The following is a 25,426-nucleotide window of genomic DNA, read 5'->3' on the forward strand; positions in this document are numbered from 1 at the left end:
CCCGTTTTTCCTACAAAAACTTTACGCTAGCGTAAACAAAAAGCCGTCCTTCTTTCGAAGAACGGCCTTAAATTCGTGGTGATCCACCCGAGACTCGAACTCGGGACACCCTGATTAAAAGTCAGGTGCTCTACCAACTGAGCTAGTGGATCATTGGCTGGGGCGGCTGGACTCGAACCAACGCATGCGGGAGTCAAAGTCCCGTGCCTTACCGACTTGGCTACGCCCCAAGCTTATTAGTGGTTATTCAGATTTACAAAATCTGAAAAGGTGGGGTGACTGGTGGGAGTCGAACCCACGCGTAACGGAGCCACAATCCGCCGTGTTAACCACTTCACCACAGCCACCATCTTGTTTCCAAGCTGAATAGCTTGGCGACGAATAGTATTATACTATATTACCGGCACTGCGTCAATAGGAAAATTTAATTTTTATAAAAAATTTTACAGCAATCACCGGACATAGTCAAAAATTGCTTTGCAGCTGTCAATCAGCGGCGGGCAATAACTTCAATTTCTACATGAGCGCCTTTAGGCAGAGCTGCTACCTGTACAAAGGAGCGTGCCGGCGGCTCAATCTTAAAGGTTTTTGCATAAACAGCATTAATAGCATCAAAATTCTTGATGTCATCTACAAAAATAGTAGTTTTTACAACGTCCATGAATCTGAAACGTGCTTCCGTCAGGATAGCCTCAATATTGTCTAAAACCTGCTGAGTTTCAGCTTCAATAGAGCTTTGAACCATTTCACCTGTTTCCGGATTAATAGCAATCTGACCGGATACAAACAGAATAGAACCTGCCAATACAGCTTGAGAATAAGGACCTAAAGCTTTGGGTGCATTTGTTGTTGCAATAACTTCCATGATTAAAGTCTCCTTTGCTACTTTTTTATTTACGGGCAAAGTATTTTTTCGCCCACTCTATAGCCGAAGGCGTTGCGGCCATACCGCCGCCTGCGGTTTCCTTCAAAGCACAGGGAAGCGCATCCCCTACGCTCTTCATGGCATCAATTGCTTCATCAGCATTAATAAAGCTGCTGATTCCGGCCAGTGCCAGCTCTGCTGCCAACAGCGCCTGCAAAGCACAGGCTCCGTTACGTTTAATGCAGGGTACTTCTACCAGGCCTGCCACAGGATCGCAAACAAGGCCCAGCACGTTTTTAAAAACGACTGCTACTGCTGTACCAACCTGCTGCGGTGTGCCGCCCAGCATAGAAACAGCAGCACCTGCTGCCATCGCTGCAGCACTGCCGCATTCTGCCTGACAGCCACCCATAGCACCTGCCAGAGAAGCGCGCTCGTTGATTACCATACCGATACTGCCGGCAACCACCATACCGCGCTGCAAGGTTGCATCGTCTAGTCCACAGTGCTTTTTCAGTGCGAATAACACTCCCGGAAGCACGCCGCTGGCACCTGCTGTAGGAGCAGCAACTATACGTCCCATAGCCGCGTTGCACTCGCCAACTGCTGTAGCATAGATAACGGCATCTAAGGCCTTCTCGCCCAAAAGATTAACAAAGCCTTCGGCACCTGCGGCTGCAGCCAGCTTTTTGGCATCACCGCCGGTCAGACCGCTGTGCGAGCGGACACCGGTTAACCCATGCTCTACTGATTTCTCCATAACGTCCAGCATTTCCTGCATTTTCGCCAACAAATCTTCCTGACTGCATTCCAGCTCACGCATATTGTAGTCTATGAGAAATTCATCTAACGGCTGCTGCCATTCAGCAGCCTCTTTAATCCAGCTGTTCAAAGACAGCATTTCTTTCTTCATGCTGCACCCCTTACAAAACACTGGCGATAAAACGCACCGATTCTATCTGCTGCAGCGCGCTTATAAGATTGATAATCTCCTGCGGCACTGCCTCGTCACATTCAATAACCATAGATGCCATACCGCCCTTATCGCTGCGGAACAAGCGCATCGTAGCGATATTTACACCGGCATTGGCCAAGGTACTGGTAACCAGCGCAATAACACCTCTGGTATCAATATGCACTGTCAAAATAGCAGGCAAGCGTCCTGTAAGCTCCACTGGGAACCCGTCAATTTCCGTAACCTGTACCTGACCGCCGCCAACAGAAGAGCCGACGATATCACAACGGGCACCATTAGCTGCAGTCAGCTTAAAAAACACAGTATTGGGATGAGCCTTATTGCCCAAATCAATTTTATGATAAGAATATTCTAAGCCGTTTTTCTCCGCATAGCGGTCAGCCTGCGGAATGCGTTCATCATCCGGCAGCCAGCCCATCAGGCCGGCAAGCAGCGCCATATCCGTGCCATGTCCCTTATAGGTTTCAGCAAAGGAGCCATGCAGATAAATCTCTGCCTTTACCGGCTTACTGCCAAGAATACTGGTAGCCAAAAGTCCCAGACGGACAGCACCGGCAGTATGCGAGCTGGAGGGACCAATCATCACCGGTCCGATAATATCCAAAATACTCATAAAGCACCTCTATTCATCACTGGCCAGCGAACGATGTGCCAAGCCGACACACAGCTCATTGAGATTAAGCACGCCAACGCCCATATAAATAGCAACACAAAGATGCTCTCCGGCGCGGGCAATACCTATTTTACCGCCGACATTGAAGCCAAAGGCCTTAACCTTTACCTGTTCCAGTGCTTCGTGCGCCGCACCGGCCACAGCACCGGCACCCACATGAGATTCGGTTACAAGTCCCTGACGCTGCGCAGCCACTACGGCACGCTCGACAATTTTTACAATAGAAGGAATAAATTCACCGCCGAAATCAACAGCTGTTGAACGGATGCCATGCTCCGCTAAGCGTTCCTTTACCTTCGTTTCCTCCACACGACTGGAGGTAAGTGCAATACGCAAGGCAGCACGGCCGATTTCGATGCTGTTGATGCAGCTTTTACCACATTCATGCATGTTAGTCACACCCCTCACAAAACAATTTTTATATCAGCAGGCGCAGAGATTATTCGTCCTTTTCAGGAACCTCTACAACCTCTTTGATTTTATTTTTATCCAGCATTGCTACCAACAGGAAGGTAATAATGCAGATAGGCCATTCAAAGTAAATTACTTCGTTGGCAAAAAGCGGTTTGATGCCTGCCAGCGGGCTGCCGGGAACAAACCAGAGAGCAATGCCGATAAGGCTCACCAATGTAGTCCAGAAAGCAGAGCTGCGACGGCACAGGCCGGGAGCGAACATCGTAAAGAAGAATACACAGGTCAGGCCGCAGGTCATAGACAAACCGGCAATCATCGTCTTAACAATGCCTGCCGCATTGAAGGCAAACCACAGAGTAATCAGGCCGACAGCAAAAACAGACAGACGATTGATGATGACAAATTTATTTTCCGCAACAGTAGGATTAATAAAGCGTTTGTAAATATCATTACTGAAGAGCGTAGCCGCACCCAGCAGAATAGTGCAGGCAGTAGATACATCCGCAGCCCACAAAGCAGCCAGAGTTACACCGCCGGCAAGAGGATCCAGAGTCATAACAACCTTAGGCATAGCAAGTGCAGCCTGCGCTACCGGCATTTCCGGATACATTGCCTTGCAGACAACGCCCAATACAGCGCAGATGAAGCCTACAGGGAAAATCATCAGGCCGGCCAGCACATAACCGTTACGGGCAGCCTTGGCATTTTTTGCACCGCAGGCAATCTGTACAGGACCCTGCGCGGTAATAGTCTGAGTAATCATAACGATAATCCAGCCGAGAATAGTAGCAAAAGCCAGGCCTGCTACCGGACTGCCCATAACCTCGGGGTTAGGCAGCTTACTGAGCACTGCATCCCAACCGCCTACGTTGGATACAGATTGAATTGCAGAGTAGATAATACCGATATAAATCAAGGTAACGCTGACAATATTTGCCAGACCGCTGGACCAAAGACCGCCAATCAGCGTAATACCGATAAATACCACGGCACTCATAATCATACCGCCATGGAAGGAGAAAATCTCCGGCAGCAGCGAGGACAAAATCGCACCGCCTGCCATGTACTGCAAAGCAGTAATAACGCACATAATGATAACCAGACCAATAGCAGCGATTGCACGGCCTTTAGTATCATAGTAGAACTCAAAGAATTCCGGAATAGTGGAAACCTTCATAGAACGCAGCTTGCCTGCTGCCAAAAGGCCCATAACAATAGCACCGATAGACCAGGCACCGTTATACCAGCCTGCTGCCAGACCAACACTGAAGGCACGCTGTGCTACGCCGACTGTAGAAGCAGCGCCGACTGCCAGACCGGTAACATTGACAGCTACCAGAATCGTGTTCAGCTTACGTCCGGCCAGCAAAAACGCTGTCGAACCCGAATCAGCCTTGTGCTTAACCCATAAGCTGATGCCAAAAAGCAACGCGATGTACACTACAACAATTACCAACTGAATAGACATAAAAACTACACTACCTTTCTTCCATGCTACAAAAGCATAATACTTGTGCTGTAAGAATATAAACCATGCTACCATCCTACAACGTACAATAATTTGTCTTATATTATACCAACTTTTTTTAGTAAATTAAAGCTCCCGCCAAAACTTTTCTGCAGCGGGAAATTTTTTGAAATAAAATTTACGTAAAATCTTTCTTGCGCAAGCGTAAGAAAAAGGATTTTATTTATTTTTGTCGAATTGTCTAATGTATGTTGTGATACAATGGAGGAAAGAAATATGTTTACTTATAAAACCATCGGAGTATGCTCCCGCGAGATTCATTTTGATATAGTTGACGGCAAGCTGCACAATGTAAGCTTTGACGGCGGCTGCCCCGGAAACCTGGCTGCTATCGGCAAGCTGGTAGAAGGGCAGGATGCCAAAGCAGTTGCTGATTTGCTCAAGGGCAATGACTGCCGCGGCCGCGGCACCAGCTGCGCCGACCAATTGGCCAAAGCTATCTCCGAGCATCTGTAATATATAAAGATTGTTGTGACGCAGACGGTGCTTTATATCACGCCTGACAGGAAAGAGGAAAGGAGGAACCCTACTATGTACAAAATTTTAAAAAGTACCGACCAAGGATTGGACGAGCTGGAGCTGGAACATCTGGAAAAGGGCTACTGGCTTGACATAGTGGCTCCTTCTGTAGAAGAGCTGCAGGAAATAGCGGCAGCGACAAAAATCCAGATGGATTTTTTGAGTGCCGCACTGGACGAGGAAGAAAAATCCCGTATCGAAGTAGAGGATGACCAGATTCTGATTTTGGTCGATATTCCTTTTTTACGCAGCAATAAAGATTACGATACCCTGCCTTTAGGTATCGTAGTAACCGAAGAAGGCATTGCCACTATCTGTTTGGAGCCAAACGCCGTAACTGCAGATTTTGGCACGCACAACAGCAAAATGTTCAGCACCTTCAAAAAAACGCGCTTTTTGTTCCAGATTCTTTATAAATCCGCTACTCTCTATCTGAAATATATCCGTATCATCATCCGTCGTACGGACGAACTGGAAATTCACCTGCGCCAGTCCATGGAAAACAGCGAGCTCTTCAACCTGCTTGATCTGCAGAAGTCCTTAACCTACTTTTCCACATCTCTGCGCAGTAATTCCATTGTACTGGAAAGACTGCTGCGTCTGCGCAATGCGACACAGTCCCAGCATCTTATAAAGGTATACGAAGAAGATGAGGATTTGCTGGACGATGTTATCATCGAATATAAGCAGGCTGTAGAAATGGTTGAAATGTACAGCCACATTCTTAACAGCATGATGGAAGTTTTTGCCAGCATCATCAGCAACAACCTGAACCTGGTCATGAAATTTTTGGCATCCGTCACCATTATTTTGGCGATTCCTACACTCATCAGCGGTTTGTGGGGCATGAACGTACCTGTCCCCTTTGCGGAAAACCCCTTCGGGTTCCTTATCGTCATCAGTCTGGCGGCGTGTATTGCCATCGGCACTGCCTTCCTGCTGTGGAAGAAGCGAATGTTCTGAGGTTAGAAAATGTCTAAAATTACGCAAGAAAAACTGCTCGCCGGAATTATTTTCGGCGATAATGATAACGAAGAATATATTTACCTGCCCGGCGGCGAGGTTGGCAGCGAAGCGCCTCTTTGCGTGCTGGAACGCGGCGGCAGCCGCGAGGACCTGCCTCTTGAAGAAGCGGCACAGCAGGTTCATCGTCTTGCGCTGCGCCCCTGCACTCATCCGCTGTGGGGTAAGCGTTCGTACTAAATCATAATGCCGCAAGGAGGAATGCAAGATGTATATCCCTAAACTGCACAAAATCTGGCTTTGTCAAAATGACAATGGCGGTATCTATATGTATCCCAAAATGGCAAATCGTCACGGCCTGATTGCCGGTGCTACCGGTACAGGCAAAACCGTTACGCTCAAGGTGCTGGCAGAAAGCTTCAGTGAAATGGGCGTACCTGTTTTTCTGGCAGATATCAAGGGCGACGTTTCCGGTATGTGCCTGCCCGGTGAGGACAGCGAAGGCTTCCGCAAGCGTTTGAGAAATAAGCTTGGCCTGGAAACAGAATGGAAATTCGCCGGTTATCCGGTACGCTTCTGGGACGTTTACGGCAAAGGAGGCATTCCCGTACGCGCTACCGTTTCGGAAATGGGACCTGATCTGCTCAGCCGTCTGCTGGAGCTGAACGAAACCCAAAGCGGTGTAATGAATATTGTTTTCCGCGTAGCAGATGACCAAGGCCTGCTGCTGTTGGATTTCAAGGATTTGCGCAGCATGGTACAATACGTCGGTGATAATGCTGCCCAGTTCAAAACAAGCTACGGCAACATCACTCCCGCCAGCATCGGTGCTATCCAAAGAGCTTTACTGCGTCTGGAGGACCAGGGTGCGGATATTTTCTTCGGTGAACCGGCACTTGATATCAAGGACTGGTTTGCTACGGCAGAAGACGGCCGCGGCGTTATCAACCTGCTGCATGCTACCGAACTGTTCCAACGTCCGCTGCTCTACTCCACCTTCTTGCTGTGGATGCTTTCCGAGCTCTACGAAATGATGCCGGAAGCAGGCGATTTGGATAAACCCAAAATGGTTTTCTTCTTTGACGAAGCTCATCTGATTTTTAAGGATGCACCGCAATCCCTTTTGGATAAGATTGAACAGATTGTCCGCCTCATCCGTTCCAAGGGCATCGGTATTTACTTTATCACCCAACAGCCAACCGACGTACCCGAAAGCGTACTGGCACAGTTGGGCAACAAGCTGCAGCATGCACTGCGCGCCTACACTCCTAAAGAACGCAAGAGCCTTAAAGCTACCGCACAATCCTTCCGCGAAAACCCTGCATTAGATTCAGAAGCTGCCTTAGGCGAGCTTGGCACAGGCGAGGTCCTCGTTTCTATGCTGGACCCCGAAGGTATTCCTTCTATCGTACAGCGTGCTTATGTAATACCGCCGCGCAGCTATCTTGGCGTGTGTGATGACGCCAAACGCCAACAGCTGATCAAGGACTGCCCGCTCTACAGCAAATATGCAGAAGCTGTTGACCGTGAATCCGCCTACGAGCTGCTGACACAAAAAGCGCAAGAAGCACAGGCGGAAGCCGAAGCGGCAGCGAAGGCTGAAGCTGAAGCGAAGGAAGCAGCGCTGAGAGCAAAAGAAGAAGCCAAGCAGGCCAAGGAAGCGGAGCGTGCCGCCAAAGCTGCGGAACGTGAGCGCATTGCAGCAGAACGTGCTGCACAAAGAAGCAGCGGCCGCCAAACCAAGAGCGTGTTGGACAAGGTTTTGGACAGCGCTGTCAATTCAGCTACCCGCACAGTAGGCAACCAAATCGGCAGCAAGCTGGTACGCGGTATTTTAGGAAGTCTTTTCAAAGGTAAATAAAAAAATTCAGGACTGACGCACAGCCAAGGCGTCAGTCCTTTTAGTTTAGACATAGAAGCTATAATTATTTTTTGATTACCAGAGCCTGCAGCAGCAAATCCTCGGCAGCATCTGCCGGATTGCCGATAGCATGACCTTCGCCGCTGGGACATTGCACCTTGTCGCCTGCATGCAGCGTCATGGCCTTGCCGTTATCGTTGTACTCGGCAGTTCCCTGCAGCACCACGATAGTTTCGCTGTTGCCGTCGTGAATGTGATAGCCAAGGCTGCAGCCCGATTTAAGAGTTACCTTAGCGTACATTACTACGCTGTCATTAAGCATGCTCTCGTCAAGATAATGTTCAATAATTACGTCACCATTGCCACCAAAGCGGTTGGCGCAGATGTCTGTTTTGCTGTTTGTTATTTTCATAAGCAAAGCCCCCTCTTTTTGTACTTCTTCCATTATATGCCTATTTGACGCTGCAGGCAAATATTTCTCTGACAGCATATGTAAGTTATCTCCTTGACACTTACTGACAAAAACATTATACTTATGCTAACAACTTCATAAACAAAGCTTAGAGTGAGTCTGAAATTTAGCTCATGAAGGGGTACACCACCACGGGTGTAGCTTTTTCATGAGCTTTTTTATTACCCGAAAGGAGAAAATCATGCTTATCAACGGAGAAGAAAAAGCTTTAGCCTGCCCCACCGTGCTCAGCGAGCTGCTCACGCAGCTCGGCTATCGCGCTGCATTTGTTGCCATCGAGCTTAACGGCAATATCATCAAGCAGGCGGACTTTGGCAGTACAACAATTACCGACGCCGATAAATTAGAAATCGTCAGCTTCGTAGGAGGTGGCTGAATGATTAGCAAGGAGGAAATCAATGCCGCACTTGGCAAAGGACTGACACAGGAGCAACTCGACGCTCTGCATAACGCGCGCGTTGCTGTCGTAGGCCTCGGCGGACTTGGCAGCAACATAGCAGTCGCCTTAACCCGTCTTGGCATAGCTCAGCTTTATCTTTATGATTTTGACAGGGTAGAGCTTTCTAATCTCAACCGCCAATATTATTTTCTTGATGATATAGGGCATTACAAGGCCGACGCCCTTGTGAAGCATCTGCTCCGGATTAACCCCTACGCAACTTTGCATTCGCAGGTAGTCAAGGTAAATCAGGAAAATATCCCCGCACTTTTAGGTGACTGCGATATTATCTGCGAAGCGCTCGATGATGCTTCAAGCAAGGCTATGCTCGTGAGCACTGTTTTGAGCACCTGGAGTGATAAAAAGATTATCGCCGGCAGCGGCATTGCAGGCTTCGGCAAAGCTGAAGAAATCACCAGTAAAAAAATCAGAAAAAATCTTTATCTTTGCGGCGACGGCAGCAGCGATTTTCACGATTTACCGCTCTGCGGTGCGCGCGTCGCACTCTGCGCCATGCAGCAGGCACTGCTTGCCGCACGCATTATTTTAGACTTGGAGGAAAATTAAAATGACAAACGATACGTGGACTTTAGGCGGACACGAATTTCATTCCCGTTTTATTTTAGGCAGCGGCAAATATTCGCTGGACTTAATCAAAGCAGCCGTAGAGCAGGCCGGTGCGGAAATCCTTACACTCGCTCTGCGCCGCGCCAACAGCGGTGCTCTTGCCAACATTCTTGATTATGTGCCGCAAAACGTTACCTTACTGCCCAACACCAGCGGTGCACGTAATGCCGAAGAAGCAGTGCGCATCGCCCGCCTTGCACGCGAGCTTTGCCACACCTACTTTGTAAAAATCGAAGTAATTAAGGACAGCAAATATCTGCTGCCCGACAATCATGAAACCATCAAGGCAACAGAAATCCTTGCCAAAGAGGGCTTCATCGTTATGCCCTATATGTATCCTGACCTGCAGAGCGCACGTGATATGCGTGACGCCGGTGCTGCCTGCATCATGCCGCTGGGCGCACCAATCGGCAGCAACAAGGGCTTGTGCACGAAGGATTTCATTCAAATTCTGATTAACGAAATCGACCTGCCGATTATTGTCGACGCAGGCATCGGCAAGCCTTCTCAGGCCTGCGAGGCTATGGAAATGGGAGCTGCGGCTATCATGGCGAACACCGCGATTGCCAGCGCCGGTAATCTGCCGCTTATGGCAAGTGCCTTCCGCGATGCCATCAACGCCGGCCGCAAGGCTTATCTCGCAGGCTGCGGCAGTGTCCGCGACACTGCCAGCGCCAGTTCCCCGCTGACAGGATTTCTGCATGATTGAGGTGGCAGCATGAAGAACGAAGACAAATTTTTCAATAATAGCATTTATGATGAACAGGCAGCAGCCTTCAATGAAAAACAGCTGACTGACCCAATGCAGTATCAGGAAGGCATGGAAATTATCGACTCCGATATTTTTGATAAGGTGCAGACTGCCCGTGCCGCTTATGATTACACAAAATATACGGAAGCAGACGTACGCGCAGCACTCGCTCACAGCGAGCGTACGCCCGATGACTTCGCTGCCCTGCTTTCACCTGCCGCATTGCCGCTTCTAGAGGAAATTGCCCGCGCCGCACAGATTGAGCGCCAGCGTTACTTCGGCAATAACGTTACCTTTTTCACACCGCTGTATATCGCCAACTACTGCGAAAATTACTGCATCTACTGCGGCTTCAACAGTCACAACAAAATTCAGCGCGCCTGCCTCAGCAGTGAACAGATTGCTGCCGAAATGCAGGCAATCGCCGCCACCGGCCAGCAGGAAATTCTCATTCTTACAGGCGAAAGCCGCAAGATGAGCGACGTGCATTACATCGGTGAAGCCTGCAAGCAGGCACGCCAATACTTTAAGGTAGTCGGCGTAGAGATTTATCCGCTCAACAGCGATGAATACACTTATCTGCATGAATGCGGCGTGGATTACGTAACTGTTTTCCAGGAAACATATAACAAGGATAAATACGCACAACTGCATCTGGCAGGTCATAAGCGCGTTTTTCCCTACCGTTTTTACGCACAAGAGCGTGCCCTGCGCGGCAAAATGCGCGGCGTCGGCTTCGCTGCTCTGCTCGGCCTAGACGACTTCCGTCGCGACGCCCTCGCTACCGGCCTGCATGCCTACCTGCTGCAAAAGAAATATCCGCATGCGGAAATCGCCTTCTCCTGCCCCCGCCTGCGCCCCATCATCAACAACGACAAAATTAAACCGATGGACGTGCACGAGCGCCAGCTGCTGCAGGTTGTCTGCGCCTACCGCCTGTTCATGCCCTTCGCTTCAATTACCGTTTCCAGCCGTGAATGCGCGCGTGTGCGTGACAATTTGATGCTCATTGCCGCCAACAAGATTTCCGCCGGTGTCAATACAGGCATCGGTGCACACAGCAAAAAGCAGGAGCTTGGTGACGAGCAGTTTGAGATTGATGACAGCAGAAGCCTGCAGGAAATCTATGATGCATTGCTGAAAATCGGCCTGCAGCCTGTAATGTCGGAGTACGTTTATGTCTGAGCTACCGCTGATTGCCGTTACGGACAGCGCCACCTGTCCCCGTCCGCTGGCTGAGCAAATAGAGCGTTTGGCAAAGCTTACGAAGTTGCGGCCGCAGGCTGTTATCCTGCGTGCGAAATCTTTAGACAAAGCAGCCTATCGCACGCTCGCGCTGCAAGCACAACAAAGCTGCGAAGCTGCAGGCATACCGCTTATTTTGCACAGTGATTGGCAGCTGGCAAGTGAACTTGGCATAAAAAAACTACATCTGCCGCTTGCTCTGCTGCGCCAACTGCCAACTTGCGAGCGTGCGCATTTCACCTGGCTTTCTACATCTGTTCACAGCGTTGAAGAAGCAATCGAAGCACAAGCGCTTGGTGCTACTGTACTCATCGCCGGACACATCTATACTACGCAGTGTAAGGCAGGCCTTGCACCGCGCGGTCTTGGCTTTCTGCAGGCCGTCTGCAGTGCTGTAAGCTTGCTGGTTTACGCTATCGGCGGCATAGGCTTCGATGCTGCGCAGCACGCCGAGCTTCAAGCGAATGGAGCACGCGGAGCGTGCGTAATGAGTGCTTATATGAGGCTGTAATAACGTTTGGTAAAAGTTATGCAAAATCGCCCTGCAAAAGTTGACATCAGCCTTCATAACATCTATGATTAAGAGAGGAATTTGTGAGAAACATATTTATTTCTGTCCCAAAGCACAAGAGGAGGCAAAAACGAAATGACTATGAATATTTGGCATGACATTGATCCCAAACGTATCTCTCCTGACGATTTTATTGCAGTTATCGAAATCCCCAAAGGCTGCAAGGTTAAGTACGAGCTGGACAAGGAAACAGGTCTGCTCAAAATGGACCGCATCCTGTACACCGCAACTCACTATCCTGCCAACTACGGCTTTATTCCCCGTACCTACGCAGCAGATAACGACCCGTTGGATGTATTGGTTTTATGCTCCGAAAACGTTGTGCCGATGACCTTGATGCGCTGCTACCCCATCGGCGTTATCATCATGGAGGACAGCGGTGATATGGACGAAAAAATCATTGCGATTCCCTTCGGTGACCCGATGTATAATTCCTACAAATCCATCAGCGAGCTGCCGCAGCATATCAGCGATGAAATGATTCACTTCTTCAGCGTGTATAAATCGCTCGAGGGCAAAAGCACCGCTCTTGAAGAGGCACATGATGTAGACAAAGCAAAGGAAATCATCAAGCAGTGCCAGCAGCGCTATAAAGATACCTTTTGCTGAAAAATAAGCATGTAAAAAAGGCTATTGCGTAAAATTGCTTACGCAATAGCCTTTTTAGGTTGCTACAGCTCCCCCGCCAACAAAAAAAGGACTGCCTTTCGCAAATGCGTCCAGCAGCCATAAAATAAGGGAAAGCGTATTTAGTTAAGAAGCAGCGGTTCACGCCAATGCTTCTTTTTAGTTGCCGCGTACATATTCACGCGGCACACGCGGGCTCACGTCGCAGACAATTTCATAGCAGATAGTATCTGCCCATTCCGCAACCAGCTCCATTGGCAGCTCACGACCGCCAAACACGATGACCTCACTGCCCAGCTTAACGTCCGGAATATCCGTTACGTCCAGCATCGTCTGGTCCATGCATACGCGTCCGATAATCGGCGCCTTTTTGCCGTTGACCAGCATATACCCGCGGTTAGATAAGCGGCGGCTCACGCCGTCGGCATAACCGATAGGCACAGTAGCGATAACACTCGGTCTCGTCAATGTATAGGTTCTGCCATAGCCGATTGTTTCACCGGGCGGCAGTGTTTTCACAAAAGCAACCTGCGTCTTCACAGTCATAACAGGTTCAAAATCCTTGTAGCAGTCAATCATATGCGCCGGGTGCAGGCCATACAGGGTGATTCCCTGACGCACCATATCCAGCTGATATTCCTGCAGCTCCGTCAGCGCAGCACTGTTGGCGATATGACGGATAGGGATATGCACTCCCTCCGCTTCAATCAGGCGCAACGCCTCCTGAAAGCGTTCAAACTGATAGGCAGCATACTGCTTATCATCAGCGTCAGCAGTCGCAAAGTGACTGAACACGCCCTCAATATAGATACCGGGCAAGGACGCTGCCAGCTTGGCAAACCTGCCGGCATCACGCACATGTACACCGATACGGTGCATACCTGTATCAATCTTAATATGTATTTTAGCCTTAGTATGCAGCTTCAAAGCCGCCGCATTCAAAGCATATAAGCGTTCTTCATCAAATACTGCATGGCTGATATCATAACGCACGCAAATTTCCGCAACCTCCGGTAGCATTGAGCCAAGCACCAGAATCGGCGTTTCAATACCGGCCTCGCGCAGCTTCACGCCCTCCTGCAGGAGAGCTACCGCAAAAAAGTCTGCACCGTTACGCGCTGCTTCCTGCGCTACGCGCACAGCGCCATGACCATAGGCATCTGCCTTGACGACAGCACATAATTTGGTTGTCGGCTTCAGATTGGCCTTAGCCATCTGCACGTTATGTGCAACTGCATCTAAATTTATTTCTGCCCACGCACCACGTTGAATATGCACAATGGCATCCTCCTCAGCTTATCGTCCAAAAAATAAACCGCAGGCAAAGCATCGTTGCTGCGGCATCAAACTTACCCGTGAATTTTGTTTAGCATACAATAATTTTACAAAACTCTAATATTAGCATATAACCAACAGGGGATTTTGTCAACATTTTATTTTTTTATCGAGTTGCAGTTTTTAGCATGCGGACAGCCGGAACAGCCGTTGCACCCGCCGCAATACTTGTTGCCAAAATGACTGCGCACTGCCAAAATCACCAATATTACCAACAAACCACCAATAATATAGGTTGCCATCAGTCTGCCTCACTTTATAATTATCATTATTTGTTATATTAACCAAGAATTCTAGCTATAGTGTAAACCAAAATTATGCTTTTGACAAATGAATTCTTTGTGAAAGAGTGACACTGGAAAATTTTTCCTGAGCGAAACAATATATTGCTTGCGACATTTTATTTAACTCACCATATATTCCTATAGCAAAAGCGTTTTCCCTATTGCTAAAATCACTGCGGTATACTACAATAAGTCTAAATTAAAACAGAAAGCAGGGTTTACTATGCAATTACCGGAAAAAAAATACATTGCCTCCTTTGATATTGACGCGCAAAACACCTTCACCCCGGTCTGCCCCAATGAACTGCCGGTTGCCGAAGGCGATACCATTGCTCCCGAGCTGAACGCCCAAGCGCAATTCGCCAGCCTGCGCCTCGCTTCCCGCGATGCGCACAGCCGTTGCGCACTCTGGATCAGCGACGCCGAGCACGCTCCGCTCACTCCCATCAGCGGCTATCCTGATCTCGATATCCGTTGGCCGGCACACGCTATTATCGGCACCAAAGGCTTTGACTTCATCGACGGCCTCGATGAAGCTGCCTATGACTATCAGGTATTCAAGGGCATTGAAGCAGACAAGCATCCCTACGGTGCCTGCTACCATGACCTGAAGGACACTCTTTCCACCGGTGCCATCGAATATCTGCGCTGTCACGGTATCACCACCGTTATCTGCGGCGGTCTGGCAACCGATTACTGCGTAAAAAACACTGTACTGCAGCTGAAGGCTGCAGGCTTCGACGTTATCCTGAACAAAGCTGCCTGCCGCGGCATTGCTCCCGAAACCATCGAGAGCGCTATGCAGGAAATGGCTGCTGCCGGAGTAAAATTCGTAGAGTGCGCCAAGGAATTAGCTGAATAAGACTATTACTGAAAAATGCTGCAGGCTTTGCGCCCGCAGCATTTTTGTTGTACTGTACTACTATTCAATTTCACGCAGCGCGTGCGAGCGACCAGTCAGCGAACGTGCGCCCTTTTCCGTAACCACATAGGTATTTTCCGTGCCTACCAGACCTAAACCCGGCAAAGCAATTTTAGGCTCTACGGCAAAAGTCATACCGGGCTCCAGCGGCTGCTTAAAGCCCTTCGCTATAGCCGGCGCTTCATCCATCACCAGACCAATGCTGTGGCCCAGGAATTTACCGCCGTTCATAAACGCATCGCCGTAGACATTATCAAACTTTTCCATAGTGCGCAAATACAGGTTTTCAATCGGCTCATCCGGCACCATCATGGACACTACCTCTTGCTCCAGCTCCAGGCAACGCTCCTGCGCTGCCAGTAGTCTTGCACATTGCTCGTCCTTTTGCAGACTGCCGAAATAATAAACGACAGTCTTATCTGTATGGTAACCGTCAAAACCGCAGGGAACATCAATATAAACCAGTCTGCCATGCTGCAGCTTGCGGAAAGCATTGCCTATGGATTGCACCGCTATACATGTGCCGCCGGTACCGCCGGGGCCGTCAAAGCCTGTGCGTACCAGACCACTCTTTCCAAAGGAAGCCAAACCGACAACCTCCTCGCCCAAGGATTGGTTAAAGCGCGCTGTTCCGTGCGAGCCGCGCTGCACCATCTCGCTGTAAAGCTCAATGGCCAGCTGAGCCTCGCTGATACCTGCATGAATCAGCTTCGGTGCAATAACATCCAGCACTGTTTCGTGAATAGCGCCGGAGTGTTCCATCTGCTGCAGCTCATAAGCACTCTTGCGCAGACGCAGCTCCTGCAGCACAGCATCAAAGGAGCCAACCTCTTCAAAAGCAAAATACTTATGCAGCATACGCTCCCAGTCCAAGGTAGCCTTCTTCGTTTCTACATACATAATGCGCGGCGCACTGCCATAATAGGCAGCAGCTTCACGAAAGCTGTGCATCGGACGAATATCGCTGAAATGCGATTCATTTACTGCACGCTCATAATTGCGGCGCACCCAGAAAATTGCATCCTGCGGACGAATCAGCAGCACACCCTCCTGCATTGTACCTGTAAAATAATACATTGCAATCTTATGATTAACTGCAGCCATCTCCCAACCGGGATGCATTTCATCCATCAGTCGGCGAAATTTCTCCAGACGCGCCTCAAGCTCACTTGCGGGCACGGGGCGAATAGCATCAGTCAATATAGCAGTCTGCTCCAAAACAGCCATAGCAATACTCCTTTCGTTATCAAAGCAAAGTATTTATACGTTATTAACCAAGATATTGCAAAATTTCCTTAGCATGCGGTAGAATAATATCCGGCTTAATAGAACCGTTTTCTACATCTTCCATGGTTGCCTCACCAGTCAGCACCATCACAGAAAGAATATCGTTGTTCAGGCCAAAGGCAATATCTGTCGCCAGGCGGTCACCCACCATAGCAATTTCCTCTTTTTTATAACCGGTTTTGTCTAAAACCACGTCTACCATATACTTATAAGGCTTACCGAAAATCAGCTGCGGCTTTTTACCGGTAGCAGTTTTAATCAGCTCCAGCATCGCACCGGTATCAGGAATGAATTCGCCGCCTTCAATCGGGCAGCGCACGTCAGGATGCGTTGCAACATAAGGCACCCCCTTGTCAATCAGGCGGCAGGCGGTAGTAAGGCGGTCATAGGTAAGTGTCTGGTCAAAGCCGACAACTACATAATCACCGCCCTCCTCCAACGTATTCGTCAGCGTAAAACCTGCTTCCTCAATCGTTGCCAGCAGCTGCGGCGTTCCCAGCACAAACAGCTTCGCGCCCGGTTTGTTCTTCTGCATCCAGTTTGTCAGCGCATCCGATGAGATCAGGATATTCTCACGCGTAACCGGCACGCCAAGTCCGTTCATCTTCTGCACATAATGCTCGTGGCTGCGGGAAGAATTATTTGTCAGCAGATAATATTCCTTACCTGCAGCCTTCAATTTATCAAAAAAGCCCTCCATACCCGGAATCAGTTCGTTGCCCAGGTTGATGGTTCCGTCCATATCAAAAAGAAAACACTTAATTTTCGCTAAGCGAGCGTAATCATAAGTCATGCCCTATCCTCCATACTTAAATATAACAATATTATAAAGCATTTGCCTTTTTTGTGCTACAATAGACAAGGAAGAAAATCTGAATTTCCAAAGGAGATTAACTATGAAATATACAACCATTATTTTTGACCTTGACGGTACCTTACTCAACACATTGGCAGATTTAGCTGCCGCTACCAACCATGCTTTAGCAGAGCACAAGCTACCTCAGCGCACCACAGACGAGGTGCGCCAGTTTGTCGGCAATGGCATCCGCAAGCTGATTGAGCGTGCGGTACCGGCTGACACCCCTGCAGAGCTGCAAGAGGAGGTCTTTGCAAGCTTCAACAAATACTATAAGCAGCACTGCGCCGACAGCACCCGCCCCTATGACGGCGTACCGCAGCTTTTGCAGCAGCTGCGCACTGCAGGCTGCTGCACCGCCATTGTTTCCAACAAAGCGGATTACGGCGTACAAGCGCTGGCTAAACAATACTTTAACGGACAGCTCGATGCTGCCTGCGGCGAACGCGCCGGCATCGCCAAAAAGCCTGCGCCGGATATGCTGTTGGCAATCATGCAGCAATTAAAGGCTGAGCCTGCAAGCACTATCTATATCGGTGATTCGGATACCGACATTGCCACCGCAAGCAATGCAGGCGTAGACTGCATCGGCGCCTGCTGGGGCTTCAGGGGCCGCGCCTTTTTGGAAGCACATGGTGCTAAGCTGCTGGCTGAAACCGTTGGCGATATCTGGAAGCTTATAAAGTAAAAGAGGCTGCCTCACGGCAGCCTCTTATTTTATAACTATTTTAAGCTAAGCAATCATCCATAAATTTAATCAGTCCGGCTTCAACTTCGTCACGCAAGCACAGCTCATTGTGAATTTCATGACGGAATCCCGGATACGGCTTTACAGAAACCTTATGTCCGGTTTTTGCCAGCAGATTTGCTACATGATACAAGCCCTCGCCGTAATTACCGCAGGTATCCTGGTCACCGGCAATCAGATAGCTGGGAATATTTTGCGGCACCTTGGCAGCCCACTCATCATTTTCAATATAATGATACAACTGCACGAAATCATAGCACAGCTCCAGCGTAGTATCAAAGGTATTGAACATATCGCCTGCATGGTCCTCAACAATACGCGGATCTGTTGCAATCCAATCTGCAGGACCGTTGGGATTTTCCACTCTGTCCGTCATACCGCAGAAAACACGCTCAAACCAAACGCCGCAGGGTTGATACGGATCTGCCTCATAGGCAGCCTTGAATTCCGCATTAACATAGGCATCCTCACAGCCCTTCCACTGCGAGCAGACACCGCACAGCATCATACCTTTGATATCTTCACCGTAGATTGACGCATAAGCACGCGCCAGCATAGAACCCCAGCTATGGCCGAAAACGAAATACGGCAGCTCAGAATATGCCTCTTTAGCAATATCATGCAAAGCCTTTTCATCCTTCAGGTAAGTCATATAGCCGCCGGAATGCGGGTCACCCAGGGTGCCTCCGTCATAGCCGGTTTTACCGTGACCGAGATGGTCATCAGCAAACACTACAAAGCCTGCTTCATTGAACTTGCTAATCATATGCAGATAGCGGCGTGAATGCTCACCATAGCCGTGAATCAGCTGTACAATAGCTTTCGGTTTGCCTAAAGGACTGTAGGACCAGGCCTTGATGGTATCTCTGCCGTTGGCAGAAGGGAAGGAAATTTCTCTGATGGACATAATGCGGACCTCCTCGCCTGTAATTATTTATAATATTAAGATAATGATAACACCTGCATTTCCTGCTGTAAAGCAATAATAGCGCTCTAAAGAATGTTTTACGTATTTTTTACACTAAATCCATCTCTGCATATCCCTCATAAATTCTGACCAAGACATACAAAAAACCACTACAACAAATTTGTCATAGTGGCTTGCAAAATCTATTTTTAATTTTAACGGTCAGCTTAGCACTGAACTGTTTTGCCGCTGATATCAATGCACAGCAGTCTTTATTTATTTTTCAGCACATAGAACGGATCGATATTCTGTCCGTCAGCCAGTACCTCATAATGAATATGCGGACCTGTACTGTAGCCTGTACTGCCGACAAAGCCGATAATCTCGCCTTTAATGACCCTCTGCCCTGCAGCAACGGCAATGCCGCTCATATGTCCGTAGGCCGTTTTATAGCCATTACCATGATTGATACGCACATAACGTCCGTAGCCACCGTTCCAACCTGCCTGTTCAATCGTACCGGCAGCCGTAGCATAAACCGGTGTGCCAAAATCGACTGCTATATCCAGACCGGGATGCCAATCATACCCGCCCTCAATCGGACCGGTACGCACACCGTAATTACTGCTGATAGTGCCGCCGTCGGTCGGCCATTTGTCCGGGAAGGACGCCATGCCGCCACCGGAGCCTTCAACCTCACTTAAGAGCTCGCTGACAGATTTTTTGGTACTATCAAGCATCTTTTTGATATTGGCATTTTGCGCTGTCAGCACCGCCATGGTACCGTTGATATCCATTTTAGCAGGCCCGCCCTTGCCTGTATAAGACGTATTGGCAGACGTTTCCTTTGCCGCTGTCGAATCAACCATACTGGTACCTTCGCCCAGCTTGCTGCTGTCTACATCACGGATGACAGCACGGCGCAGCTTTTTCTCCAGATTGGAAATTTCGGCCATATCGCGCAGCATTCTTTCGTTATCCTGTAAAAGCTTCTGCAGCTTTGTCTGCTGCTCAGCCTTGTTTTGCTTATAGGCAGCATAATCGGTTGCTTCGCTGCGATAATCCGCCAGCTGATGATATAAATAGCCGGCTCCGCCGACTGCTCCGACAAGCACCAGGGCAGTAACAGCAATGCCTGCCTTGAGCTTAGCATACGAAAAATTTACTACCTTGCCGTTTGGCAAGCGCAGCTCACATTTCCTTTCCTCCATTATTTTAATTACCTCACTTGAAAAGACCAAAGCGTTGGCCTACTGCCAACAATCTGCGTCCCACAAAGGGCACGTTGTCCAAATCCTCTTTATTCAGACCACCGCAGGCCAGCAGCGCCAATGCATAGACAGGAACAGCTACCGCCATAGCAAACAGCACACACCACATACCCATGCTTTCCGTAAGCATCAGCACGCCGTAAATCGCCGCGCCCATGACACAGGAAGCAAAGCAGGGACGGATAATGCTGCCAACAGAGAAGCTATAGCCTGTCAGCTTGTAAATAAAGCCCATATTGATAATCGCTGCCACGGCAAAATCTGCCACCGTCGCCATCGACGCACCGCGGATGCCCAGCTCCGGCACAGCAGTAAGATACCAGCTCATAACGATTTTTACAATGCAGGCAATAATCATATTGATTACAGGGATTGCCGTGCGGCCAAGGCCTTGCAGAATACCTGTACTGATTTGATGCATACCTAAAAACAGAATACCGATGCTCATCGTCTGAATCGCAGGTGCCGCACCGGTAGCGTTATACACAAGCGCCGCAACCTTTTCTGCCAGACAATACAAGCCCATAAAGCACGGGAAGGTGATAATCATCGCTACGCGGAAGGCGATACGGATTTTATCACGGATTGCATCAAAGCTGCCCACCGCACGAGATTCGGAAATCGACGGCACCAAGCTGATAGTCATTGCCGCCGTAAAAATTGTTGCCAGATTAACCAACGGTACAGCCATACCTGTCAGATAACCGAACAGCTCAGTCGCATGATGAATATTAAAACCGGCTGCTTCCAGACGCTGCGGCACAATCAAAAGGTCCAGATTTGCACCTATCGGCAGCATCAGACTGGTCAGAGAAACCGGCAAAGCCAGCTTCAGCAGACGCTTGATAATATGTCCGGCACTTTCTACCGGCGCACTGTCATCCTGCTCTGCCATTTCCTTTTGCAGGCGCTGCTTCAGGCGGCGATAGAACCACATCAGCACCAAAAGTGCACAGAACGCGCCTACACCGGCACCCATGCTGGCACCGCCTGCAGCGAACGCCAAACCGTACGGCATAAAGAGGTCGGCAAAAACGAGCATGGTAATAACACGTGTCAGTTGCTCGACAATCTCACTGACCGCCGTCGGCGTCATAATCTGCCAACCCTGCAGATAACCGCGGAAGCTGGCCAGAAAGGTTACGAAGAAAACCGCAGGCGCCAGAGCGATAATAGAATAATACGCACGGCTGTCGCGGATGATATGGTTATTAACCAGCCAGTCCGCACCGAAAAACAGTGAGGACGAAAACAAAAGGCCAGTCAACAGCAGCACTCGCAGCGAAACATTAAAGACTCGCTTGGCACCGCGATAATCCTTATTCGCCAATTTTTCGGAGGTAATAATAGATATTGCCACCGGTACACCGGCACTTGATACGGTTATTGCCATCAGATAGATTGGAAAGCCCATCTGATACAGACCGATACCTTCGCCACCCAATACACGTGATAAAATAATCCAGTTCAGAGAACCGATAACCTTGACCACAATACTGGAGGCCGTAAGGATTAAGGTTCCCTTTAAAAATTTGCTATTCGAAGCTTTAGAATCTGCGCTCATAAAATCCCCTTGTTTATAGATAGATATACATTATAATTATCCTCTTTTCCGCGTGATTTTACAAGTACTTTTAACACATTTGTCATAAACACATCACTGCTTTTTGCTTGCATAACTGTCTTTATATGCTAAAATTAAGTTAAGATCAAAATTATGTTGTAAAAGGAGCGATGCAAAATGAAATCCTCACATGCTTTATTAGCTTTCGGTGCAGCAATCTGCCTTGCAACCACCTGCAGCCTGAGCGCCTATGCTTCTCCGCTGAAGAATTATGATGCCGGCAAGGTTGCTATTGATGCAGGCATTAATCTGCCATCCAGTCTTAAAGGTGACAACTATAAATTCAGCAAATCCAACAGTACCTATCTTGGCGCAACTGTCGGCATCGGCCAAAAAACTGCTTTAAACTACAAATGGAATAATTACAAAGCAGACGAAGCCAAAACCCGCGCCCAACAATTCAATATTATGTATAAAGTTCTGCCTGGTATTTCCGCTTACGCAGGTTATCTGAACGCTGATACCTCCGGTGACTTTGGCGGTAAAACCAAAAACTCCGGTCAAATCGGTCTGCAGGCTGCCTATGATATTCCCGCACTCTTCACTGTTTGGGGAAATGTTGGCTACGGCAACAGAAACAGCGGCTATGAAATCGGCATCAGCAAGCCTATTCTGAACAACCTGGAAGTTAACGCTTCTTACTATAATCAGACATTTGATGATGCCTTCGGCGAAGACCTTGACATGAAGGCTAAAGGCGTTAACCTGGGCTTAACTCTCAAATTCTAATTTGTCAGCTATGGCTAACTAAATTAAAATAAAAACTAACGGATAATTATTATTGACAACTGTGCCGGCCTGTGTTATTATATAAGTGTCAAGAGCACACAAGCTGTGCAAGTCAAAAATAAAATTAAGCAATGCAATATAAAAACATGGAGGGAACTAATATGAAAAAATTTGTATGTCAAGTATGTGGTTATGTATATGAAGGCGAAGCTGCTCCGGCAAAATGCCCGCAATGCGGCGCTCCCGCTTCCAAATTCCAGGAAATGGCTGCTGAAATGGGCTGGGCTGCTGAACACGTTGTAGGCATCGCATCCGACGTTCCTGAAGATATCAAAGCTGACCTGCGTGCTAACTTCAACGGCGAATGCTCCGAAGTTGGTATGTACCTGGCAATGAGCCGCGTAGCTTTCCGCGAAGGCTATCCGGAAATCGGCCTGTACTGGGAAAAAGCTGCTTTCGAAGAAGCTGAACATGCTGCTAAATTCGCAGAACTGCTGGGCGAAGTTGTAACCGACTCCACCAAAAAGAACCTGGAAATGCGTGTAGAAGCTGAAAACGGTGCAACCGCAGGCAAAACCGACTTGGCTAAACGCGCTAAAGCTCTGAACCTGGATGCTATCCATGACACCGTTCATGAAATGGCTCGTGACGAAGCTCGCCATGGCAAAGCTTTCGCAGGCCTGCTGAAAAGATATTTCGGCAAATAATCAGCCAATAAAAATTAATAAGACTTAATAAGGCTCCCGCTGAGCAATCTTAACGGATTACAGCGGGAGTTTTTAGTTTTCTAATGTTTCCTTATTTTACGCGCTACGCTTTTCCGCTAATTTGCGTACTTCTTCGATGGGCAATTTAAATCTATTCGCTATAATTTCTATACTCACACCATCTGCGAGCAAATTTTTAGCAATCTCAATATTATTATCATGTACAAGTCTTTCAGCAAACTTTTTCATTACATCGCTCATCTCTTCACGTCCTTCCTGCGTTTTCTTAAAATACGCTGCACGCTTTGTTAATACGTCATAATACATATCATCAGGCTCTTTGCAACTAAAATCGTGCATCAATCTTCCCAATGGGGTATTATCCTTAATTTTATTATTAACATAAATAATATGCGAGTCATCACCAAAAGACTCATCTGCTTCCAAAATAATTCTTTGAATATGATATAGTGACAGATTTTTCTTCAACACGTCATTCTTTGTAATAAAAATAACATATGCATCAAACAGTTGGTACTGTCAATAGTTTCTTGTAATCATCACTATTGGGTATTATATGAGCATCCAACAAACTTGCATAATAACGTGCTCTTTCTGCTTTATTTTTCACAATAAAAAAAGGCACCTGCCGAAAGCTCGACAGATGCCACTATTTCACACCATAAGGCTACCCATGCAACTGCTTATAGTGTATCATGTATGTTTTTATTTGTAAGCAAAATTTCATCAATGTTTTTTAGCTTCCATTTCAGCTAAAATTTGCTTTCTCATAGCTTCCTTTTCTGCATCCGCTTTAATTTCAGCCTCAACTTCAGCTCTAAGTTTAGCAACACGTTCCTGCTCTGCTAATTTTTGTGTTTCTGCTAATTTAGCTTCCATTGTTTCATCATTAATTTCTAAAATTTTTAAAGCGTGTTTAACGCCATTATTAAACCACTGCTTTTCCGTTTTATTTTTATCGCCGGAATAGAAAAAATTAACTATAGAACCATCACCAGCATCAATCGAAATAGCCAACACATTACCATGTTTACTCATTTCATATAAATCTACATCTGTTAATTTTATACGTCCATCATACTGATGTGCAGATGTAAACCAAGGTCCTGTTATAAAATGATACTCCCATCCCTGCAAAGGAAATCTTTTTACATAATTGTCAGCAAATACTATATTCAAATATTTAGGCTCATACCCCTTATCCGGCCTACCAGCTAAATCAGCAATCCATCTAATGTAAGCATATGGCTCAGATTGAATATTTTCAAAACCATAATCCACCAAAAAATTTAGCAATGTTCTTTGACCCAAACCACCACCAGAATTAAAATGTCCTCTTTTACCATTCATCATGCCAAAGTATCTGCATTTATTTTTCTCTCCATAAATGTCTTTAACCTTATTAGTAAATGCCTTCACTTCTTCACTATGCATACTTTGATATTGCAAAGCTTGGTCATAACTCATAGCAGCATAAGCATTTTGTGACATAAGCATCACTCCGATACAAGCCAAAACAGATAAAAGTTTTCTCATCATTTTCAACCGCCTTTTCTAAATTAATATTTGGGATTATATTTTATATTACCACCATTCCTCCCCTATCGCAACCAATTGTCCATTTTATTTTTCATATAACGTATTTGTCCATCGGCTCATTTTTTACATTTCCGTAAATTGCAAGAACAAGTTGCATATTTTCAAAGTAGCTTTATTCCTCTATTCGTATGCCTCTTACGCTTCCCCATTTCGCCAAAGTATTTTCAGATGTTTGACTCTTGATATATACATCCAGCTTATCAAGATCTAATTTCAAACCTCTAGCGCCATGCATCCCAGCATAAGTTTTTACAGCTCTGTCTACCACAACTTCTTTTTCACCTTTAGTAAGATAATACCAATTTGAGTTCACGTAAACAACAACAAAATTTTGTCCTCTAAATCTACATCCAACATATAACCCTTTTAACATATTATTAAGCACTTTACCATATGACTCTTGCAATTCATTTACATATGTTAACTCTGTATTGTTATCTTTATACTTACTTTTCTCTTTTTCTTCCATTCTCTTTTTTGCCTGATTCCTTGTTTCGACATCCTTATCAAATGCTGTTAATTTATCATTTGCTACGCCAACTAGATATTTATCTTTAATGTTTTTAGCTATATACTCAAACTTCGCACACGGAAAACATCCCGTA

30 protein-coding genes and 3 tRNA genes are annotated in these 25,426 nt (G+C 47.4%); 14 read left to right on the top strand and 19 right to left on the bottom strand.

Features of this window, described 5'->3' with window-relative positions; genetic code table 11:
* Positions 1-76 precede the first annotated feature (76 nt).
* The 8 genes from HMPREF9443_RS00125 to HMPREF9443_RS00160 form a co-directional block, all read right to left on the bottom strand.
* Positions 77-152, bottom strand: a tRNA-Lys gene (locus HMPREF9443_RS00125).
* Positions 153-154: 2 nt separating this feature from the next.
* A tRNA-Gln gene (locus tag HMPREF9443_RS00130) sits at positions 155-230 on the bottom strand.
* 41 nt (positions 231-271) lie between these two features.
* Positions 272-347, bottom strand: a tRNA-His gene (locus HMPREF9443_RS00135).
* A 143-nt stretch (positions 348-490) separates the two neighbouring features.
* Positions 491-865: a RidA family protein gene (locus tag HMPREF9443_RS00140; RefSeq protein WP_021720424.1), complete on the bottom strand. Its 375-nt coding sequence runs from the start codon at positions 863-865 to the stop codon at positions 491-493.
* A 25-nt stretch (positions 866-890) separates the two neighbouring features.
* A complete protein-coding gene (sdaAA, locus tag HMPREF9443_RS00145) occupies positions 891-1,778 on the bottom strand; it encodes an L-serine ammonia-lyase, iron-sulfur-dependent, subunit alpha (protein WP_009144428.1) in 888 nt (295 codons plus the stop codon).
* Between the two features lie 10 nt (positions 1,779-1,788).
* Positions 1,789-2,454, bottom strand: coding sequence for an L-serine ammonia-lyase, iron-sulfur-dependent subunit beta (sdaAB, locus tag HMPREF9443_RS00150; protein WP_009144429.1), 666 nt, complete (start codon positions 2,452-2,454; stop codon positions 1,789-1,791).
* Positions 2,455-2,463: 9 nt separating this feature from the next.
* Positions 2,464-2,904 (bottom strand): HutP family protein, encoded by a 441-nt coding sequence (locus HMPREF9443_RS00155; RefSeq protein WP_009144430.1) that lies wholly within the window; start codon positions 2,902-2,904, stop codon positions 2,464-2,466.
* A gap of 49 nt (positions 2,905-2,953) precedes the next feature.
* Positions 2,954-4,396 carry a sodium:solute symporter family protein gene (locus HMPREF9443_RS00160; RefSeq protein WP_040564445.1) on the bottom strand — a complete coding sequence of 481 codons (1,443 nt, stop codon included), beginning with the start codon at positions 4,394-4,396 and terminating at the stop codon, positions 2,954-2,956.
* Positions 4,397-4,672: 276 nt separating this feature from the next.
* On the opposite strand from HMPREF9443_RS00160, the gene HMPREF9443_RS00165 reads away from it, so the two are divergent.
* The 4 genes from HMPREF9443_RS00165 (at position 4,673) to HMPREF9443_RS00180 (ending at position 7,799) form a co-directional block, all read left to right on the top strand.
* Positions 4,673-4,912 (top strand): TIGR03905 family TSCPD domain-containing protein, encoded by a 240-nt coding sequence (locus HMPREF9443_RS00165; RefSeq protein WP_040564446.1) that lies wholly within the window; start codon positions 4,673-4,675, stop codon positions 4,910-4,912.
* Positions 4,913-4,987: 75 nt separating this feature from the next.
* Positions 4,988-5,938 (top strand): magnesium transporter CorA family protein, encoded by a 951-nt coding sequence (locus HMPREF9443_RS00170; protein WP_021720430.1) that lies wholly within the window; start codon positions 4,988-4,990, stop codon positions 5,936-5,938.
* A 9-nt stretch (positions 5,939-5,947) separates the two neighbouring features.
* A complete protein-coding gene (locus HMPREF9443_RS00175; RefSeq protein WP_009144434.1) occupies positions 5,948-6,178 on the top strand; it encodes a hypothetical protein in 231 nt (76 codons plus the stop codon).
* 28 nt (positions 6,179-6,206) lie between these two features.
* On the top strand, positions 6,207-7,799 hold the full coding sequence (locus HMPREF9443_RS00180; protein ID WP_009144435.1) for a helicase HerA-like domain-containing protein: 1,593 nt from the start codon (positions 6,207-6,209) through the stop codon (positions 7,797-7,799).
* A 64-nt stretch (positions 7,800-7,863) separates the two neighbouring features.
* Here HMPREF9443_RS00180 and HMPREF9443_RS00185 read toward each other — a convergent pair whose 3' ends face one another.
* Positions 7,864-8,211 (bottom strand): cupin domain-containing protein, encoded by a 348-nt coding sequence (locus tag HMPREF9443_RS00185; protein ID WP_040564453.1) that lies wholly within the window; start codon positions 8,209-8,211, stop codon positions 7,864-7,866.
* Between the two features lie 241 nt (positions 8,212-8,452).
* Between HMPREF9443_RS00185 and thiS the strand changes: the two genes are divergently transcribed.
* From thiS to HMPREF9443_RS00215, 6 genes are all read left to right on the top strand, one after another.
* Positions 8,453-8,647: a sulfur carrier protein ThiS gene (thiS, locus tag HMPREF9443_RS00190; RefSeq protein ID WP_040564455.1), complete on the top strand. Its 195-nt coding sequence runs from the start codon at positions 8,453-8,455 to the stop codon at positions 8,645-8,647.
* Positions 8,648-9,277: a sulfur carrier protein ThiS adenylyltransferase ThiF gene (gene thiF / locus HMPREF9443_RS00195; RefSeq protein WP_009144438.1), complete on the top strand. Its 630-nt coding sequence runs from the start codon at positions 8,648-8,650 to the stop codon at positions 9,275-9,277.
* A 1-nt stretch (position 9,278) separates the two neighbouring features.
* Positions 9,279-10,046, top strand: a complete 768-nt coding sequence (locus HMPREF9443_RS00200) for a thiazole synthase (RefSeq protein ID WP_009144439.1) — start codon at positions 9,279-9,281, stop codon at positions 10,044-10,046.
* Between the two features lie 9 nt (positions 10,047-10,055).
* On the top strand, positions 10,056-11,273 hold the full coding sequence (thiH, locus tag HMPREF9443_RS00205) for a 2-iminoacetate synthase ThiH (protein ID WP_009144440.1): 1,218 nt from the start codon (positions 10,056-10,058) through the stop codon (positions 11,271-11,273).
* A complete protein-coding gene (locus HMPREF9443_RS00210) occupies positions 11,266-11,844 on the top strand; it encodes a thiamine phosphate synthase (RefSeq protein ID WP_009144441.1) in 579 nt (192 codons plus the stop codon). Before thiH ends, HMPREF9443_RS00210 begins: the two co-directional genes overlap by 8 nt.
* Before the next feature lie 141 nt (positions 11,845-11,985).
* Positions 11,986-12,513, top strand: a complete 528-nt coding sequence (locus HMPREF9443_RS00215; RefSeq protein ID WP_040564460.1) for an inorganic diphosphatase — start codon at positions 11,986-11,988, stop codon at positions 12,511-12,513.
* A gap of 177 nt (positions 12,514-12,690) precedes the next feature.
* Here the strand turns inward: HMPREF9443_RS00215 and alr are convergent, their stop codons facing one another.
* Both alr and HMPREF9443_RS11150 read right to left on the bottom strand, forming a co-directional pair.
* Positions 12,691-13,809, bottom strand: a complete 1,119-nt coding sequence (gene alr / locus HMPREF9443_RS00220; RefSeq protein ID WP_009144443.1) for an alanine racemase — start codon at positions 13,807-13,809, stop codon at positions 12,691-12,693.
* A 155-nt stretch (positions 13,810-13,964) separates the two neighbouring features.
* Positions 13,965-14,108, bottom strand: a complete 144-nt coding sequence (locus HMPREF9443_RS11150) for a FeoB-associated Cys-rich membrane protein (RefSeq protein ID WP_009144444.1) — start codon at positions 14,106-14,108, stop codon at positions 13,965-13,967.
* A 265-nt stretch (positions 14,109-14,373) separates the two neighbouring features.
* On the opposite strand from HMPREF9443_RS11150, the gene HMPREF9443_RS00225 reads away from it, so the two are divergent.
* Positions 14,374-15,012: an isochorismatase family protein gene (locus HMPREF9443_RS00225; RefSeq protein ID WP_009144445.1), complete on the top strand. Its 639-nt coding sequence runs from the start codon at positions 14,374-14,376 to the stop codon at positions 15,010-15,012.
* Positions 15,013-15,072: 60 nt separating this feature from the next.
* Here the strand turns inward: HMPREF9443_RS00225 and HMPREF9443_RS00230 are convergent, their stop codons facing one another.
* Positions 15,073-16,299, bottom strand: coding sequence for a M24 family metallopeptidase (locus tag HMPREF9443_RS00230; protein WP_009144446.1), 1,227 nt, complete (start codon positions 16,297-16,299; stop codon positions 15,073-15,075).
* Between the two features lie 43 nt (positions 16,300-16,342).
* Positions 16,343-17,152, bottom strand: a complete 810-nt coding sequence (locus HMPREF9443_RS00235) for an HAD-IIA family hydrolase (protein WP_009144447.1) — start codon at positions 17,150-17,152, stop codon at positions 16,343-16,345.
* A 103-nt stretch (positions 17,153-17,255) separates the two neighbouring features.
* Between HMPREF9443_RS00235 and HMPREF9443_RS00240 the strand changes: the two genes are divergently transcribed.
* Complete coding sequence (locus tag HMPREF9443_RS00240) at positions 17,256-17,903, top strand: HAD family hydrolase (RefSeq protein ID WP_009144448.1); 648 nt, start codon at positions 17,256-17,258, stop codon at positions 17,901-17,903.
* Between the two features lie 40 nt (positions 17,904-17,943).
* On the opposite strand, the gene HMPREF9443_RS00245 is transcribed toward HMPREF9443_RS00240, so the two are convergent.
* From HMPREF9443_RS00245 to HMPREF9443_RS00255, 3 genes are all read right to left on the bottom strand, one after another.
* Positions 17,944-18,870: an alpha/beta hydrolase gene (locus HMPREF9443_RS00245; protein ID WP_009144449.1), complete on the bottom strand. Its 927-nt coding sequence runs from the start codon at positions 18,868-18,870 to the stop codon at positions 17,944-17,946.
* Positions 18,871-19,142: 272 nt separating this feature from the next.
* Positions 19,143-20,081, bottom strand: a complete 939-nt coding sequence (locus HMPREF9443_RS00250) for a M23 family metallopeptidase (protein ID WP_009144450.1) — start codon at positions 20,079-20,081, stop codon at positions 19,143-19,145.
* Between the two features lie 13 nt (positions 20,082-20,094).
* A complete protein-coding gene (locus HMPREF9443_RS00255) occupies positions 20,095-21,705 on the bottom strand; it encodes a putative polysaccharide biosynthesis protein (RefSeq protein ID WP_009144451.1) in 1,611 nt (536 codons plus the stop codon).
* Between the two features lie 177 nt (positions 21,706-21,882).
* On the opposite strand from HMPREF9443_RS00255, the gene HMPREF9443_RS00260 reads away from it, so the two are divergent.
* Complete coding sequence (locus tag HMPREF9443_RS00260; protein WP_009144452.1) at positions 21,883-22,494, top strand: hypothetical protein; 612 nt, start codon at positions 21,883-21,885, stop codon at positions 22,492-22,494.
* 161 nt (positions 22,495-22,655) lie between these two features.
* A complete protein-coding gene (locus tag HMPREF9443_RS00265; RefSeq protein ID WP_021720205.1) occupies positions 22,656-23,201 on the top strand; it encodes an NADH peroxidase in 546 nt (181 codons plus the stop codon).
* Between the two features lie 96 nt (positions 23,202-23,297).
* Here HMPREF9443_RS00265 and HMPREF9443_RS10655 read toward each other — a convergent pair whose 3' ends face one another.
* The 3 genes from HMPREF9443_RS10655 to HMPREF9443_RS10855 all read right to left on the bottom strand — a co-directional run.
* Positions 23,298-23,648 carry a hypothetical protein gene (locus tag HMPREF9443_RS10655; protein ID WP_230197117.1) on the bottom strand — a complete coding sequence of 117 codons (351 nt, stop codon included), beginning with the start codon at positions 23,646-23,648 and terminating at the stop codon, positions 23,298-23,300.
* A 300-nt stretch (positions 23,649-23,948) separates the two neighbouring features.
* On the bottom strand, positions 23,949-24,761 hold the full coding sequence (locus HMPREF9443_RS00275) for a hypothetical protein (RefSeq protein WP_009144455.1): 813 nt from the start codon (positions 24,759-24,761) through the stop codon (positions 23,949-23,951).
* Positions 24,762-24,933: 172 nt separating this feature from the next.
* A partial coding sequence (locus tag HMPREF9443_RS10855; protein ID WP_009144456.1) for a hypothetical protein occupies positions 24,934-25,426 on the bottom strand: 493 nt, incomplete at its 5' end.

Source organism: Phascolarctobacterium succinatutens YIT 12067 (assembly GCF_000188175.1).
In the GTDB taxonomy this organism is placed as follows: Bacteria; Bacillota; Negativicutes; order Acidaminococcales; family Acidaminococcaceae; genus Phascolarctobacterium_A; species Phascolarctobacterium_A succinatutens.